Consider the following 15369-nt stretch of genomic DNA (forward strand, 5'->3'; position numbering starts at 1 on the left):
TACACCGTGGTTGTGCACACCCCAGCCTGCGCGGCAATCTCGGCAACACTATATGAGCCGGCCATAAGCATCTCGTAGATCACGCGATGCTTATGCATCATCGAGACCTTCGGGTAGTGCGATTGGTGCTGGATCTCAATTCCGGCTTGTCGCGCCCACCGCCTGACAGTTGGTGAGGGTATCCCTAACTCACGTCCAACTGCGCTTGCTGATGCCCCGTTGGCGATGTGTTGAAGCGCAATCGGTTTGATGGCACTGTATTTCGTTCGGCGGGTTTGCTTCACTACTTCTCCTGGTCGAAAGTGGTGATGCATTCACCGCCTGAACCTACCAGGCCATTTTTGTCATAAACGCAGTCAGTAACTCGGATCGGCCCGCCGCAGCCAGGCACCAACAAAAAACGGGCCCGAATAAGGAGCAAAACCTTATCCGGACCCATTTTGCAGCATGTAATTCACAGCTGCAGCGCCCTAAAGCTCACTAGCGCAAGCCAGCTCAAACCTTAAGCGTTCTTCTCTGCTTCTTCGGCTTCCTTCTGAGCCTTCAGCAGGCGAGCGGCGTTACGACGACGCTTGCGCAGCAAGTCAACACGCTCATCCAGCAGCACGTCGAGCTCCTCGATGGAGCGGCGCTCACGGAGCATGTCCCAGTGAGTCCTCGGCGGCTTCACCGGCTTGGCTTCAGTGCCTTCGCCTTCAACCAGCTCACCAATTTGGCCATTCTTGCACAGCCATTCACCTGGAATTTCCGCGTCATCCGCGAATGGGACCTCGAAGATCTCACCGGATTCAGTGCGGTAGCGGACCATCATTCGCGGCGCGAGGTCATGATCGCGATCGGTCTCATACGAAACGGCGCCCATGCGACTGCCACGAAGAACTCGATCTGCCATGTGGAACGTGCCCCCTTTGGTAGAAATACTAGACCACACATTATAACGCCTTAATCTGTATTCATGCCATAATTGACTTCTGTGTCAGATCAAAAGCCGAGCACAACTACCGCCAATTGCCAGTGGTGTGGCCGCGAAATGGAGGTCGCTATCCGCGGTCGCCGTCGCAAGTTCTGCAGCCAAGCCTGCCGGCAGCGCGCGTATGAAAAACGCACTGGCGTAGCAAAAGGCGCTTCCAGGCCGATTGCCGAGCGAATCAATTCGGATCTCACGTTGAAGACCGCCACCGATGCCACGAGCAGGCCGGCGGACGATGACGTCGTAAAGCGAATAGGGGACGGGCTCTTCGAAGTACGTTGTCTCGCCGAAGACTTGCGCACCGCGCTTGACGACGGCATGGAGACTGCCGTCCTGCAGGAGATTACGCAGGAATTGATTATGAAAACGCGTGAGGTGGAACGGTTTATCCCATAGCGGATTAAAAGGATAGGATGAGCACTATGAATTCTGGTGTCCGTAAGTCAATTATTACTTTGATAGCCGTTGCAGTTGTTGCGCTCGCAATTGTTATTGTGGGGCCAGTTTTGTATCGCGTTTTCACGCATGAAGGGGTGCGTACTGGGGATTTCGAGGCCACGGAGCTGCCTGCAGCAACGACTGATGCGAATGGCACCTGGAAGATTGTCGGTGGCAATAACTCACAGAACACCTCCGTTGGTTTTACTTTTAACGAGGTACTGCCGGGCAGCAGGCGGACGACGTCCGGTTCCACTCACGATGTCACCGGCGAGCTGAAGGTTGCTAACAACAATCTTGAGGACGCATCCGTTGTTGTTGATATGGCAACTCTGACTAGCGATATTGAACGTCGTGACATCAATGTCCGCAACAATATTTTCAGCGTTGAGCAGTACCCAGAAGCTAAGTTTGAGCTTGCAGAACCACTCGATATTTCGAGCATTCCAGATAACGGCCAGTGGGCGAATATCGAGATTCCGGGACGCCTGACCATCCGCGGTGTCACCAATGATGTCACCGTACCAATGAAGGCCGCTCGTACCGAAAACTTGGTTTTGTTGTCGGGCACTTTGCCAATCAACCGCCTGGATTACAACGTGCGCCTGCCACAGTTTGTAGCTGCATCCATCGAGGAAAACGGCGAACTCAATCTGCGCATTGTCGCAGAGAAGCAGGACGCGTAGGACGCGTAGGTTTCGCGGCTGGCAGACACAGCCATCTAAAGAGAATCGCAGTAGCGCTCTAAAGAGAATCGCAGTAGCGCTAATCCAAAGAGGCTTATAGCCAGCGAAAATACACCTCGATTCGTCACTGTGACGCAATAAAGCCATTTAGTCACACACCACAGAAGTCCTGCCAAAAACAATTTTGGTAGACCAGTTGGGAGTCACAACGATATGAACACCTACGAAGCAATGTTGCTCGCACGAAAGGTGCGAATGGTACTACTGATTATCTTCATTGCATTCGTGGCCTACAAGGGCGCGTGGTGGCTCGTGGCTGTCGGCATACTCCTGATTGGCATGACGCTGTGGCAGAACAAGCGGCTGCGGGAAGAGATTGCCGTCCGCAACGCGGATGAGCTTGCAGCGAACGCCAAGGACAATGAGCAATAATCCCGACGGCATAGATCAAGCGCCAAGATAGAACACGGCAGCAGAAAAGCGGCGGCGGAAAAAGCGGCAGCCCTGGAAATTCAGAAAACCCCAGGGCCAACCACTTTCATTATTTGTCCGATAATATACATTATGACATTTTGGCCTAAGGGTCCCGTCCTCCCCATTACCGCCGATGCGCCATTACCGTCAGGTCTAACCAGCCGACCAGCCAGTCAGAATGAACCGCCAACCCGGACCGCTTTACTCACTCAGCAAACAACTATTTTTCGCTACACGTCTATTCAGGAATTTTTAGTAAGATTTCCCGCATGCCTGAACTCTCAGACACATCCAGCAGCTCAGACAGACCCAATACATCCGACACATCAGATAGATCTGGCTCGTCCGACGACCCAGAGCCTCGCGCCAACGTTGACGGGCTCTCTGTAGCCGCAGTAAGCGCAATCACCGCAGCAACCGCCGCAGCATCCTCAGCGAACGCAGCGAACACTTCAGGTGATGCCGCGTGATTGTATCCGCACTCATCGTCTTAGCGGTCTTTCTTTTCCTCGTTTTCGCCAACGCAATTTTCGTTGCTGTCGAGTTTTCCTACCTCACGGTTAATAGAAACGACGTCAAGAACGCCGCAAACGCCGGCTCAAGGTCCGCATATTTAGTAGACCGTGCTCTATCACGCACCTCTACTAACCTCTCCGGCGCACAGCTGGGAATTACGGTCACCAGCCTCGTCGCTGGTTTCCTGACCGGGCCTTCCCTCGGCGTCCTCCTCGAAGCCGCATTTGGTGGCACTAGCATCTCTCCCGCCACCGTCACTGCAATCAGCACTACGGGCGCTTTCATTATCGCGACCTTCACTCAAATGGTCTTTGGCGAACTCGTCCCCAAAAACTGGGCCATCGCCGAGCCCACTAAAGTCGCAAACCTCGTGGTCAGGCCACAGAATGCCTTCATGTTCGCATTCGGCTGGCTGGTCTGGCTACTCAACAGCGCGGCTAATTGGGTGCTAAAACGGCTCGGCTTCTCCCCTGAGGAAGAGGTCGCCAGTGCCAGGACGGCGGAGGAACTCCGTGCCGTCGTCACGCGCTCTAGCGATGAAGGAAAGATTAACCCGCAGACCGCCGAGTTGGTGGCGCGATCGATCGAGTTCGGCGAGCGCACGGCGGCTGATGTGATGACGCCACGCACACAGATCATCTTTATCGAAGATCAGAGCGTCGCAGAGATGCTGACGGTCGTCGCAGATTCCGGGCACGCCCGCTTCCCCGTCGTCGGCAACAGCGTCGACGACATTCGCGGCGTGGTGCACTACACCGATCTGCTCAGCGTGCCACACGCACAACGCTTGACGACGTCGGCTGCGAGCCTGGCCAAAGATGTACTCGTGGTGAACGACTCGACCACACTTGATCCGCTGATGCGTCAACTGCGTGAGGATGCATACCAGTTCGCAGTGGTTGTCGATGAGTACGGCGGCACGGACGGCATTGTGACGTTGGAGGATCTCGTCGAGGAAATCGTCGGTGAAATTGACGATGAACAAGACGATCGTTCGTTGCTCTACAGCCGGATTAGCCCCAATACGGTGATTGTTTCCGGTCTCATGCGCCCTGATGAGTTGGGAGAGATCCTAAACCTGGTCCTGCCGGAGGGCGAAGAATCCGACACTATTGGTGGATTTATCACCGAACGCTTGGATCGCATGCCTCGCTTCGGCGACACGATTACGGTCGAAGCCACCGACCACGAAAACCTCGATGAGGAGAACTTGCCTACCACCGCTGAAGTTGCTTTTCGAGTCGAGCGCATGGCGCGTCACCGCGTTGGCCGTATTCGTGTCCAGGTGGACCTCGCCGGCAACAAGGTCACGCGCACGGATGAAGGCGCTGACCAGGACGGCACCAGTCACAACCACGTCGAGCACAACAGCGAAAAGGAGGGCTAGAACATGCCACTACGTACTCTTATTTTGCTGTTGGCCCTCAATGCCTGGTTTGTCGCCGCTGAATTTGCGATGGTCTCGGCTCGCCGCGATCAAATTGAACCGGATGCCGTCAGCGGCTCTACCAGCGCAAAGTACGCGCTGCGCGGTATCGAAAACGTGTCGGTCTCCCTGGCGGCAACACAGCTGGGCATTACCGCCTGTTCCCTGCTCATCGGTGCCGTCGGCGAGCCTGCGATTGCGCACTTCTTCGAGCCCTACATGACAGCGCTGGGACTCCCCGCGGGCACCGCCCACGTGGTTGCGCTGGCGTTGGCGCTGCTGATTGTCACTTTCTTACACATGGTTGTCGGCGAAATGGTGCCGAAGAACATCGCTATTGCGGCCCCCAGCCCGACGGCGAAGTTCGTGGCTATTCCGCTGTATGTGATTGTGCGGGTGCTCAATCCGGTTATCTGGGCGATGAATACGACCGCGAACATCGTGGTTCGCAAGATTCTTCGCGCCACTCCGAAGGACGAGGTCGATTCCTCCTTCACCGCTAGTCAGGTGCAGGATTTCGTCGCCGAGTCCGGGCGTCAGGGCCTTCTCGACAATGACGAGCTCGCGCTCCTCCACAAAGCTCTCGGCTTCGAGCATCTCACCGCCGCGGATGTCACTATGCAACTCGACACCCTCGTTACCATTGGCCCCGACGCCACCGTCGCCGACATCGAAGAGCTCAGCGCACGCACGCGCTTTTCCCGCTTCCCCATCACCGATGCCGATGGCAGCTTCATCGGCTACCTTCATGTCAAGGATTTGCTCTCGCTTGACGACGGTCACCGCGACCGACCCTTCCCGCGGAATCTGATTCGCACCTTCGCAAGCGTCAGCCCGGATGCCAAGCTCCAGACGGTCATGCGGCTGATGCAGCGCGAGCAGGCTCACTTTGCCTTGGTGACGGAGGAAAATAGTACTTCGGAGAACTCTGTCAGCGGAATCGTTGCGCTGGAGGACGTACTAGAAGAGCTCGTCGGCGAAGTCCGCCAGGCAACAGCCTAGCGCGTGCGCCGACGAGCCCCGTCGATTCCAGCTGGTTACTTGCTGCTGAAAGCTTGTTAGCTAATTACTTCAGTGCAGCCAGTGCGGAGTCGTAGTCCGGCTCCGTGGTGATCTCATCGACCAGCTGGTTGTAAATGACCTTGCCCTCTTCGTCAGTGACGACTACGGCACGAGCAAGCAGGCCAGCGAGCGGGCCATCCTGCTGGACAACACCGAAGGCTTCGCCGAAGCCGTGGCGGAAGTCCGAGGCAACCTCAACGTTGTCCAGGCCTTCTGCAGCGCAGAAGCGGCCGAGAGCGAACGGCAGGTCACGCGAAACATTAACCACGACGGTGTTGTCCAGCCCAGCAGCGTCCTCGTTGAAGTGACGCACCGAAGCTGCACAAACACCGGTGTCTACCGACGGGAAGATGTTGTAGACGACCTTCTTACCAGCGAAGGTCTCATTGGTGACCTCGGCGAGGTCACCACCGGTGAGGGTAAACTCCGGAGCCTTGTTGCCCACCTGGGGCAGGTCTCCGGAAAGCTGGACTGGGTTGGACTGAAATGCGGTTTGTGTCATAGCGCCCTTTTTACCGCCTTTCGTCCGGATCCTCCAGGCTGTTTCCTGGAAATCAGTAGAATCGTGACAGAAATGAAATTCCGGGCCGCAGTATCTTGAGCAATCTTTCGTACCTTGCGGTCCGGGCCACGCTATTCAGCGGGCCCCACGTTTATACTCCGAGGAAAGGCAGCCATGAGTTTGATTACCGCAATTGTGTCCATCGATGTCGAAGCTGACAAGATTCCGGAGGCCGCCGAGACCATCGTCGAGATCGACGGCGTGACTGAGGTCTACTCCGTTACTGGTGACTGGGACTTGGTCGTCGTGGTGCGCGCAACTAATCACGATGATTTGGCGGAAATCATTCCAAATCTCATCAGCAAGGTCGACGGTGTTATTCGCACTCAGACTCAGCTGGCTTTCCGCACCTACTCTCAGCACGACCTGGAAAGTGCATTCTCCATCGGGCTGGAGTAGCCGCGGATTCTTCCACCGAGCCGTGCGGTATGCGGGAGCTACTTAACCACTTCCGCCATCGCGCGGCCTGCCTGGCGGCCACTGAAAATACAGCCGCCCAGGAATGTACCTTCCAGCGCGTTGTTGCCGTGAACGCCACCGCCACCGAAGCCAGAGGCCTCGCCTGCAGCGTAGAGCCCCTCAAAAGGTGTTCCGTCCGGGTGCAAGCACTGGCCGTCGAGGGTGGTCTCGATGCCACCGAGCGTCTTGCGGGTCAGCATGCGCAGACGAATAGCAATCAGTGGGCCGTTCTTCGGATCCAAAATCGGTGATGGCGGCACGGAGCGGATGATCTTGTCCCCGAGGAAGTTCCGGGCCACGTTGACGTAATTGACCTGGTAGTCCTTGGAGAAGGGATTACCGGTCTGCATATCGCGCTGACGAATCTGCTCCTCGAGCTTCTCCAGGTCAATCTTCGGCGCTGCGGCTCCGGACTCCCCGCCCGAGCTCGCCTCCACAATCTCGTTCATCCCCTCGACCAGCTTTGGCAGATCGTCGGCAACCACCCAGTCTTCGCCGTTATCCATAAACGCCTGAATAGGTGCGGCAACACCAGAGGTCACCTTGCCAATCAGCTTCTTGATCTCCTTGTCGGTCAGATCCGGATTCTGTTCTGAGCCAGAGAAAATAAACTCTTTGCCCACGATGTTCTTATTCAGCACAAACCAGGAGTACGAGTGTCCGGTGGCCAGAATGTGCTTCATCGTGCCGACAGTATCGGCGCCCGGAATATATGGCGCTGGCAGGCGGTTTCCTTCTGCGTCGAACCACATGGCCGACGGCCCCGGGATGATACGGATACCGTGATTCGGCCACACGGGATTCCAGTTCTTCATGCCCTCGGTGTAATGCCACATGCGGTCACGGTTGACGAGGTTTGCGCCGGCCTGCTCTGCGATCTCGATACCACGGCCGTCAACATGCTCTGGCACACCGCAGACCATGTCCTTCGGCATCTCGCCCAGGCGCTCGGTCGGCCAGCACTTACGCACGGCTTCCAGGTTGCCGCCAACACCGCCCGTCGCAATGCACACGGCCGACCCGCGGATCTCAAAGTCCTCCCCTGTTTCCTCGCGTGACGACGCCACTCCTCGCTCTAAAGATTCACAGGGAACCAGAATCTTGCCACGCACGCCGACGGCGCGGCCATCTTCCACAATCACCTCGTCAACGCGGTGGCGATGGCAGTATTCCACCAGCCCCTTCTTCGCAGCCTCAGCGACCGGCTCTGCGAATACGCGGACGATTTCGGGGCCTGTGCCCCAGGTGAGGTGGAATCGGGGTACCGAGTTGCCGTGACCGTCGGCACGCCCTTCACCGCGCTCAGCCCACCCGACGACAGGCAGGAACTTCACGCCGAGATTGCGGAGGTAGTCACGCTTCTCCCCTGCCGCGAAGTTCAGGTAGGCCTTGGCCCACTTGCGTCCCCAGTTGTCTTCCTCGCGGTCGAACTGCGCGGAGTTGAACCAGTCAGCTTCAGCGAGCTCGCGGTTGTCCTTGACTCCGAGGCGGCGCTGCTCTGGCGAGTCGACGAGAAAGATTCCTCCCAGCGACCAGAAAGCCTGTCCGCCGAGGTTGTTGGCATTCTCCTGATCGACAAGGATGACCTTCTTGCCGGCCTGCGTGGCCTCATACGTCGCGACCAATCCGGCAAGTCCGGCGCCGACGACAACAATGTCTGCAGTACGTGTGGTGCTCTGTGCGTTCATAGTTTCGTTTTTAGACCCTAAACATCACCTTTGAGGTGGTTTTGCCTAAAAACGTGATTTATTTTTACAGGCATTATTTATCTGGCGAATTTCCAACGCGCCCGGAGCCGCCCACTGCTAGTGAGGCCTGCGTGGCGCATGCACGAGCTCGACCTGTACGAGCGTGACTTTCTCTGCGCGCACGAGCGCTTCAAACAGCGACAGATAGTAATTCCACATCCTCCGGAACACTCTGTCGTAGCCGATACCAGCGGCTTCGCGCGCATGCGCCGCAAAGAAATCTCGCTGGAGCTGCAAGGTCGTCGCGAAGTGCGCCGGAATGTACTCTTCCGCCGCGATGCGCAGGCCGGTTTCCCGGTCCACCATCTTGCGCAGCTCTTCCATGGTGAAAAGCTGCAGCTGCGGCCACACATAAGCGCGTACGAGGTCCAAGCTGCGCTCGGCGAGCGCATCGAATTTGTCCGTCGCTACCACCATTTGGACGACGATGGTGCCGCGGTCGACAAGCAGACGCTCGGCGCTCTTCAGCCAGCGCAGCGCACCTGCACGACCGAAGGTCTCCAGACGCCCGACGTTGATAACCGCCTCGAAGTCGGACTCGAATTCGCGTGGCGACGGAATGTTGCGATCCATCTGGATCACATCGACCGCGCCGCGCAATCCGGCTTTTTCCACCCGTTCCAGCACCGTTTCGGTGTGGTCATCAGAGACGGTAATAACCTCCGCGCCCGCTCCTCTTTCTGCAGCCCGAAGGGAAATTTCTCCGCCTGCCGACGGCCATTCGGCGACACGGTCTCCGGCCCGGACTCGAGCAAGATCGAGGATGTGCTCAATATTGCGCACCTGGGCATGCAGAAAATCGGCACGCGCGACGGATTTCGGGGCATCGACATAAGTCACGTCAACTGACCAGTGCGAGGGAACCCCACCCTTGCCAGCACCACGGGCATAGTTTTGAATCTGTTCCCGCGACGAGGTTCGCACTCCGGAGGCGAACAGGCCGGAACCGCCCATCAGCAATTCGCCGGAATAGAGCTCGAGCAATGAGGTCGGCAACTCTCCCGCCATATCTGGCCCATCGAGACGCGGACGTGAACGCGCGACTTTCATCAGACCACGTGCCAGCGGCCCCAACGAAGCAATATCAAGCTCGGCGCTGAGCAGTCGGCTGAGAAGCTCTGGCAAATCATCACTGGACCATTCGCCCGCGAGATAGGCCTCCCCCAATCCGAGCCATTCTGAATCAGCTAGTCGAGAATAGAAAACAGGATCAATGACGCTGAAAATGACTGGACGAAACGATTCAGAACTAGTGGGAGATTCACTGCCGCTGCTAGAGCTGGCACCACCGACTCCGTCGATAGCCAAATCGGCGTCACCCGTCGACCGAGTAATGAAGGACTCTCCGACAAACTCACCGGATTCGACCAGTTCAATGCCGTTGTCCTGGCAGAGCCACTCAAAAGAGCGTTCCATCATTTCGGCACGTTTCGCTAGGAAACGCCCCTCTGGAATACGCGCAACCCGAGGCCATCGCTCTGCGTCAATTGCCTGCCGGCTTGCCGAATTCACCCTGCCCGAACCTCCTAACAATCGCGCCGCATAAAGGTACGAATAACGAACTGAGTTTGCTCTCGAAGCCTACCGCGCAGGGCCCCAGAATAGGCGGTGGCGCACCGAGAGGATTACTATTGTGGCTTGCCGGCTAAAAGCCGAATCTAAAACTTCGAGAACTTTCAAGTCTGTGAGGAGAAAATACATGACCGAGACTCCGTACCGCCCGCACTCCGGACGCCCGCACGTGGTCGTCATCGGTTCGGGTTTCGGTGGCTTGTTCGCGGCGAAGAAGTTGCAGGGCGCCGAGGTCGACGTCACTCTCATCGACCGCACTAACCACCACCTGTTCCAGCCACTGCTCTACCAGGTAGCAACGGGCATCCTGTCCTCGGGCGAAATCGCTCCGTCCACTCGTACAATCTTCGACGGTGTTCAGAACGTTCGTGTTGTCAAGGGCGATGTCACCGACATCGACGTCGAAAAGCAGGTTGTGACTTCGGAACTGGGTCACCAGACTTCCAAGTGGGAATACGACCACCTCCTGGTTGCCGCTGGCGCTGGCCAGTCCTACTTCGGCAATGATCACTTTGCCGAGTTTGCTCCGGGCATGAAGAACATCGACGACGCACTCGAAATCCGTGCCCGCATCATCGGCGCGTTTGAGCGCGCCGAGCTGACCGACGATCCGGCTGAGCGCGAGCGCCTGCTGACCTTCGTTGTTGTCGGCGCTGGTCCGACTGGTGTTGAGCTTGCTGGCCAGCTGGCCGAGCTGGCTAACCGCACCCTCGCATCGTCCTACCGCAGCTACAACCCGCACGCTGCACGCGTCGTCCTGCTCGACGGCGCACCGCAGGTTCTGCCGCCGTTTGGCAAGCGTCTGGGCCGCAAGGCTCAGAAGTCCCTGGAGAAGATGGGCGTCATCGTCAAGCTGGGCGCGATGGTGACTGACGTCAATGAAGAGGGAGTCACCTACAAGAACATGAAGGATGGAACCGAGGAGTTCATCCCGTCGTTCTGCAAGATTTGGTCCGCCGGCGTGTCCGCTTCCCCGCTGGGCAAGATGATTGCCGAGCAGACTGGCGCCGAGACCGACCGCGCTGGCCGTGTCGTTGTCAACGAGGACATGACAGCTGGTGACTACAAGAACGTCTACGTCGTGGGCGACATGTCCAACCGCGAGAACCTGCCGGGTGTTGCTCAGGTTGCTATTCAGGGTGGCGAGTACGTCGCCGCCAACATTGCAGCTGAGGCCGACGGCCGCGACGTCGCTGAGCGTCAGCCGTTCGAGTACTTCGATAAGGGCTCCATGGCAACCGTCTCCCGCTTCTCCGCAGTGGTGAAGATGGGCAAGGTTGAGGTCACCGGCTTCATCGGCTGGATTCTGTGGCTGGCCGTCCACCTGATGTTCCTGGTGGGCTTCCGCAACCGCCTCGTCTCCTGCGTCAGCTGGGGCCTGAACGTCCTGGACCGCAACCGTTGGCAGATGGTTTCCACCCGCCAGCAGATGTACGCACGCAACGCCATCGACCGCCTGGCCGAGTTCAACAAGGACAAGGCTGAGCAGGATCTGCCGCTGGAGGTTCGCGACACTCGCCGCGAGCACCGCGCAAAAAGGAACAAGTAGTTAACTTGCAGGTGGCCAGATTAGAAAACAGCTAATCACGACAAGCCACCTGCGAGCTTCCTACCAGGCCCGTTACCACCTATAACGATTTGCTACAGCGGCTTGTCGAGTACCGCAATTCGTAGGTTGGTGCGGGCCAGCAGTTTTTCATCTGCCTTGCGGGTGTGCTCAATACGCCACAGTTGCATGGTGCGCCCCAGGTACTCTGGCTCCGCCGTGGTAACGATTACCTCGCCAGCTCGGGCGGAGCGGTAAAAATCGGTGTTATTGTTCACACCGACGACCGGCTTCTTCGCACCGCAGGCAACGAAACCAGCAATAGAGCCAGCAGTCTCACCTAGCGAGCAATAAACACCGCCATTGGCTAGGCCCCACGGTTGCAGGTGGTCGGGCCCGACCTCGAGCTCCATCTGAATTCGCTCCGGCCCGACATGGACAAACTTCGTGCCCAGCAAGGTATCTAGACCGCCGATTCCGTTATCGCCCAAGGTGCTGTTAAAAACAGCCAGCTCCTCATCGCTCAGCGCTTCCTGGCTAGCCTTCGTCGCCAGTGTCATATAATCGCGCAGCGCCTTCCTCTTCGCCTGCTCGGCGACGGAAGCTGCAGAGTTAGAGTCCTGTGAACTGCCATTATTCGCAATAGTCTCGTCAGTCATGCCAAACATTGTGCCAGCGCACGCCATCACTCGTGGCAGTTTCAACGTTAAAAGCAGTAACAATTTCTGAGTCCCAGATACAACGAACCCCGGCCAGGCTTTAAGATGGTGGGCATGACCGATAACAATGAACTCGCACAAATTGGTGTCGTCGGGCTCGCCGTCATGGGCTCGAATATCGCACGCAACTTCGCCCACAAGGGACACACCGTTGCCGTGTACAACCGCAGTCCGGAGAAAACTCGCACCCTCATCGCTGAACACGGTGATGAAGGCTCATTCATCCCGTCCGAGACCATTGAAGAGTTCGTCGCTTCGCTGGAGCGCCCGCGTCGCGCTCTGATCATGGTTCAGGCAGGTGCCGCTACTGATGCGGTCATCGATCAGCTTGCCGACGTGATGGAGCCCGGCGACATCATCATTGATGGCGGTAACTCTCTTTACACGGACACCATCCGTCGCGAGAAGGCTATTCGCGCCCGTGGCCTGCACTACGTTGGCACTGGTATTTCCGGTGGTGAAGAAGGTGCTCTGACTGGCCCATCCATTATGCCGGGTGGAACGAAGGAGTCCTACGAGTCCCTCGGCCCGCTGCTGGAGTCCATCTCCGCACACGTTGATGGCGTTCCGTGCTGTACTCACATTTCCTCCGATGGCGCTGGCCACTTTGTAAAGATGGTCCACAACGGCATCGAGTACGCGGATATGCAGGTCATTGGCGAGGCCTACCACCTGCTGCGTGAGGCCGCTGGCCTCACCCCTGCCGAGATTGCAGATATCTTCCGCGAGTGGAATAAGGGCGACCTGGACTCCTACCTGGTCGAGATTACCGCTGAGGTTCTCTCTCAGGTCGATGAGAAGACAGGCAAGCCGCTGGTGGATGTCATCGTTGATGCTGCTGGTCAGAAGGGTACCGGCCGTTGGACGGTCAAGGCCGCTTTGGACTTGGGCATTCCAGTAACTGGTATTGGCGAGGCCGTGTTCGCTCGCGCCCTGTCGTCTTCCCTTGCTCAGCGTGAGGCTGCCCGCAACCTGCCGTCGGGAAGCCTGGCTAAGGCACCGGAAGATCGCGATGCTTTTGTGGAGCGCGTCCGTAAGGCGCTCTACGCTTCCAAGATCGTTGCCTACTCGCAGGGCTTCGATGAGATTAACGCTGGTGCCAAGGAGTACGGCTGGGAGATTGACCGCGGTGCGCTGGCGACCATCTGGCGTGGTGGCTGCATCATCCGCGCACAGTTCCTGAACCGCATCAAGGAAGCGTACGACCGCAATCCGGAGCTGCCGGCGCTGGTACTCGACGAGTACTTCCGTGACCAGGTCACCGAGTGCCTCGACGCGTGGCGCGACGTTGTCGTCACTGCAGCACAGATGGGTATCCCGGCTCCGGTGTTCTCCTCTTCGCTGGCTTACTACGACGGCCTGCGTGCGGAGCGTCTGCCGGCAGCACTGGTTCAGGGGCAGCGTGACTACTTCGGTGCGCACACTTACCAGCGTGTTGACCGCGAGGGTGCTTTCCACACCCTCTGGTCTGGCGACCGCTCCGAGGTTGAAGCGTAGTCTTGAAGTCTGTCGCTTCACGCTCTTGAAGTTAAAAGGGGTCTGAGATGCCATTTCCCAAGAAGGCAAAGCCTGATTTTGTGCCACGAGTTCTTTCCATCGCCGGCACAGACCCAACAGGTGGCGCTGGGCTCCATGCCGATTTAAAATCAATCGCCGCCGCCGGTGGTTATGGCATGGGCGTGGTCACCGCTTTGGTATCTCAGAACACCGTGGGCGTTCGTGCCGTCCACACCCCACCTGTTGACTTCCTCGTCGAGCAGCTGGCTGCTGTAACTGAGGATGTCACCATCGACGCGGTGAAGATTGGCATGTTGGGTTCACGCGAACTCACGCAGGCCGTCACCAACTGGGTTCGGGAGACCAAGCCAGCCGTGGTTGTTCTCGATCCGGTTATGGTCGCCACCTCTGGCGACCGTCTGCTTGACGAAGATGCCATGGACGCAATGCGTGACTTGGTCGCGGAAGCCACCGTCATCACGCCGAATGTTCCCGAACTGGCATTGCTTGCCGACGCCCCGGAGGCCAGCGACTTCACTGAGCTGATTGAGCAGGCGCTGGAGTTCGCGAGCAAGAACGATGTCATCGTGATTGCAAAGACTGGTCACTTAAGTGATGAGGAAGCCGGCAATGCCGTGGCCTTCCCCGATGGCCAGGTTTTCTTCAGCTCTTCTCCCCGCATTCACACTGAGAACACCCATGGCACGGGTTGTTCGCTGTCCGCAGCTCTTGCCACACGGATTGGTGGGGGCTCTGCGATTAATGATGCCCTGCGCTGGACTACGCGCTGGCTCAGCGAGTCCATTCGTTTCGCGGATAACCTCAACGTCGGCCAGGGGCACGGCCCCATTGACCACGGCCACAGGGCTCGTCGCCTGGAAAAGGTCGCGCTTCGCCGAATGCAACCAGTGCATCTGAACTCTAGTTTTTACCCGGCGGCCATCGAAGGCACTGATACTGAGCAGACGCCGAAGGAGCTGGAATCTTTCTTCGGCCACTCACTCCAGATTGCGCCGGCGGGCCCCTTTACTTCCCAGCTGTGGCGGGACATCGAGGACATCGTTGCCGAGATTGGCGGAATGTTCAGCGTCCCCACGATGCTCCGCGGCGACCTTTCCTCGGACGAAACCAACTTCTTCGTAGCGCAAGAGGCCTGGTACTTGCACCAAGTTTTCCCAGTCCTGTCGCATCTGGCAACCAAAGCACCCTGCGCTAAGGAACAGGTTCTGTGGTCGTCACTCGCACAGGAAGCCCTGGTGCGTGCGTTGGAATTGAGCAATAACGCGCTGGAAGAGACTTCTTCGGCGCTCGAGGACATCGAGCCGACAACCATCACGCAGCTTTTGCTGGACGTGCATTCTTCCTGTAGCGCTTTCAACCCATATCGGGTCGCCGTAACCAGTATCGTCGCCGAAATGTGGATTGCAACCGAGCTGACTCTGCAAGGAAAATCGCTGGTTGATGGGGATTCCGCGATCGCGAACTGGGTGGAGGTGTATTCCGACCCCGAGTATGTTGACAGTGTTCAGCAGGCTCTCGAGGTCCTTGAAAAGAATATGTCCACGGCCAGCGATGCGGAGCTCAAATCCATCCGCAACATCTTCCGTCGAGCCGCCATTCTTGAGCGCGAGGCCTATGCGCAACCGGGTCGCGGTTGGTAAATGTCATGGGACGGTAGTTTTCAAGCTCACCGG

Annotated in this window: 16 protein-coding genes; 9 read left to right on the forward strand and 7 right to left on the reverse strand. The window is 57.8% G+C overall.

Annotation, left to right across the window (positions count from 1 at the left end; genetic code table 11):
• Window positions 1-314, reverse strand: a 314-nt coding sequence (locus ADM64_RS06165; RefSeq protein ID WP_241486319.1) for a helix-turn-helix domain-containing protein, incomplete at its 3' end; no start/stop codon positions are given.
• Between the two features lie 188 nt (window positions 315-502).
• Window positions 503-892 (reverse strand): RNA polymerase-binding protein RbpA, encoded by a 390-nt coding sequence (locus ADM64_RS06170; protein ID WP_005511311.1) that lies wholly within the window; start codon window positions 890-892, stop codon window positions 503-505.
• A gap of 81 nt (window positions 893-973) precedes the next feature.
• On the opposite strand from ADM64_RS06170, the gene ADM64_RS06175 reads away from it, so the two are divergent.
• The 3 genes from ADM64_RS06175 (at window position 974) to ADM64_RS06185 (ending at window position 2526) form a co-directional block, all read left to right on the forward strand.
• Window positions 974-1366 (forward strand): hypothetical protein, encoded by a 393-nt coding sequence (locus ADM64_RS06175; RefSeq protein ID WP_241486342.1) that lies wholly within the window; start codon window positions 974-976, stop codon window positions 1364-1366.
• A gap of 17 nt (window positions 1367-1383) precedes the next feature.
• On the forward strand, window positions 1384-2094 hold the full coding sequence (locus ADM64_RS06180; protein WP_049193534.1) for a YceI family protein: 711 nt from the start codon (window positions 1384-1386) through the stop codon (window positions 2092-2094).
• 213 nt (window positions 2095-2307) lie between these two features.
• Window positions 2308-2526 (forward strand): hypothetical protein, encoded by a 219-nt coding sequence (locus ADM64_RS06185; RefSeq protein ID WP_049193535.1) that lies wholly within the window; start codon window positions 2308-2310, stop codon window positions 2524-2526.
• 280 nt (window positions 2527-2806) lie between these two features.
• On the opposite strand, the gene ADM64_RS10925 is transcribed toward ADM64_RS06185, so the two are convergent.
• Entirely contained in the window at window positions 2807-3019 is a 213-nt protein-coding gene (locus ADM64_RS10925) for a hypothetical protein (RefSeq protein ID WP_141744325.1), read from the reverse strand.
• Window positions 3020-3034: 15 nt separating this feature from the next.
• On the opposite strand from ADM64_RS10925, the gene ADM64_RS06190 reads away from it, so the two are divergent.
• Both ADM64_RS06190 and ADM64_RS06195 read left to right on the forward strand, forming a co-directional pair.
• Complete coding sequence (locus ADM64_RS06190; protein WP_049193536.1) at window positions 3035-4471, forward strand: hemolysin family protein; 1437 nt, start codon at window positions 3035-3037, stop codon at window positions 4469-4471.
• 3 nt (window positions 4472-4474) lie between these two features.
• Window positions 4475-5512 carry a hemolysin family protein gene (locus ADM64_RS06195; protein WP_049193538.1) on the forward strand — a complete coding sequence of 346 codons (1038 nt, stop codon included), beginning with the start codon at window positions 4475-4477 and terminating at the stop codon, window positions 5510-5512.
• Window positions 5513-5576: 64 nt separating this feature from the next.
• Here ADM64_RS06195 and tpx read toward each other — a convergent pair whose 3' ends face one another.
• Window positions 5577-6074, reverse strand: coding sequence for a thiol peroxidase (gene tpx, locus ADM64_RS06200; RefSeq protein WP_049193539.1), 498 nt, complete (start codon window positions 6072-6074; stop codon window positions 5577-5579).
• Between the two features lie 174 nt (window positions 6075-6248).
• Here tpx and ADM64_RS06205 point away from each other — a divergent pair, with 174 nt between their 5' ends.
• A complete protein-coding gene (locus ADM64_RS06205) occupies window positions 6249-6533 on the forward strand; it encodes an Lrp/AsnC family transcriptional regulator (RefSeq protein ID WP_005511316.1) in 285 nt (94 codons plus the stop codon).
• A 38-nt stretch (window positions 6534-6571) separates the two neighbouring features.
• Here the strand turns inward: ADM64_RS06205 and ADM64_RS06210 are convergent, their stop codons facing one another.
• Complete coding sequence (locus tag ADM64_RS06210) at window positions 6572-8281, reverse strand: FAD-binding dehydrogenase (RefSeq protein ID WP_049170503.1); 1710 nt, start codon at window positions 8279-8281, stop codon at window positions 6572-6574.
• A gap of 117 nt (window positions 8282-8398) precedes the next feature.
• Window positions 8399-9760, reverse strand: coding sequence for a class I SAM-dependent methyltransferase (locus ADM64_RS06215; RefSeq protein WP_241486343.1), 1362 nt, complete (start codon window positions 9758-9760; stop codon window positions 8399-8401).
• Between the two features lie 280 nt (window positions 9761-10040).
• On the opposite strand from ADM64_RS06215, the gene ADM64_RS06220 reads away from it, so the two are divergent.
• Entirely contained in the window at window positions 10041-11462 is a 1422-nt protein-coding gene (locus tag ADM64_RS06220; protein WP_048734034.1) for an NAD(P)/FAD-dependent oxidoreductase, read from the forward strand.
• A gap of 92 nt (window positions 11463-11554) precedes the next feature.
• Here the strand turns inward: ADM64_RS06220 and ADM64_RS06225 are convergent, their stop codons facing one another.
• Entirely contained in the window at window positions 11555-12118 is a 564-nt protein-coding gene (locus tag ADM64_RS06225) for a PaaI family thioesterase (RefSeq protein WP_224433479.1), read from the reverse strand.
• A gap of 105 nt (window positions 12119-12223) precedes the next feature.
• Here ADM64_RS06225 and gndA point away from each other — a divergent pair, with 105 nt between their 5' ends.
• Both gndA and ADM64_RS06235 read left to right on the forward strand, forming a co-directional pair.
• Window positions 12224-13675 carry an NADP-dependent phosphogluconate dehydrogenase gene (gndA, locus tag ADM64_RS06230; RefSeq protein ID WP_049170491.1) on the forward strand — a complete coding sequence of 484 codons (1452 nt, stop codon included), beginning with the start codon at window positions 12224-12226 and terminating at the stop codon, window positions 13673-13675.
• Window positions 13676-13722: 47 nt separating this feature from the next.
• A complete protein-coding gene (locus ADM64_RS06235; RefSeq protein WP_049193543.1) occupies window positions 13723-15336 on the forward strand; it encodes a bifunctional hydroxymethylpyrimidine kinase/phosphomethylpyrimidine kinase in 1614 nt (537 codons plus the stop codon).
• Window positions 15337-15369: the final 33 nt, after the last annotated feature.

This window comes from Corynebacterium sp. 401_CJEI (genome assembly GCF_001076435.1).
GTDB classification, from domain to species: domain Bacteria; phylum Actinomycetota; class Actinomycetes; order Mycobacteriales; family Mycobacteriaceae; genus Corynebacterium; species Corynebacterium jeikeium_D.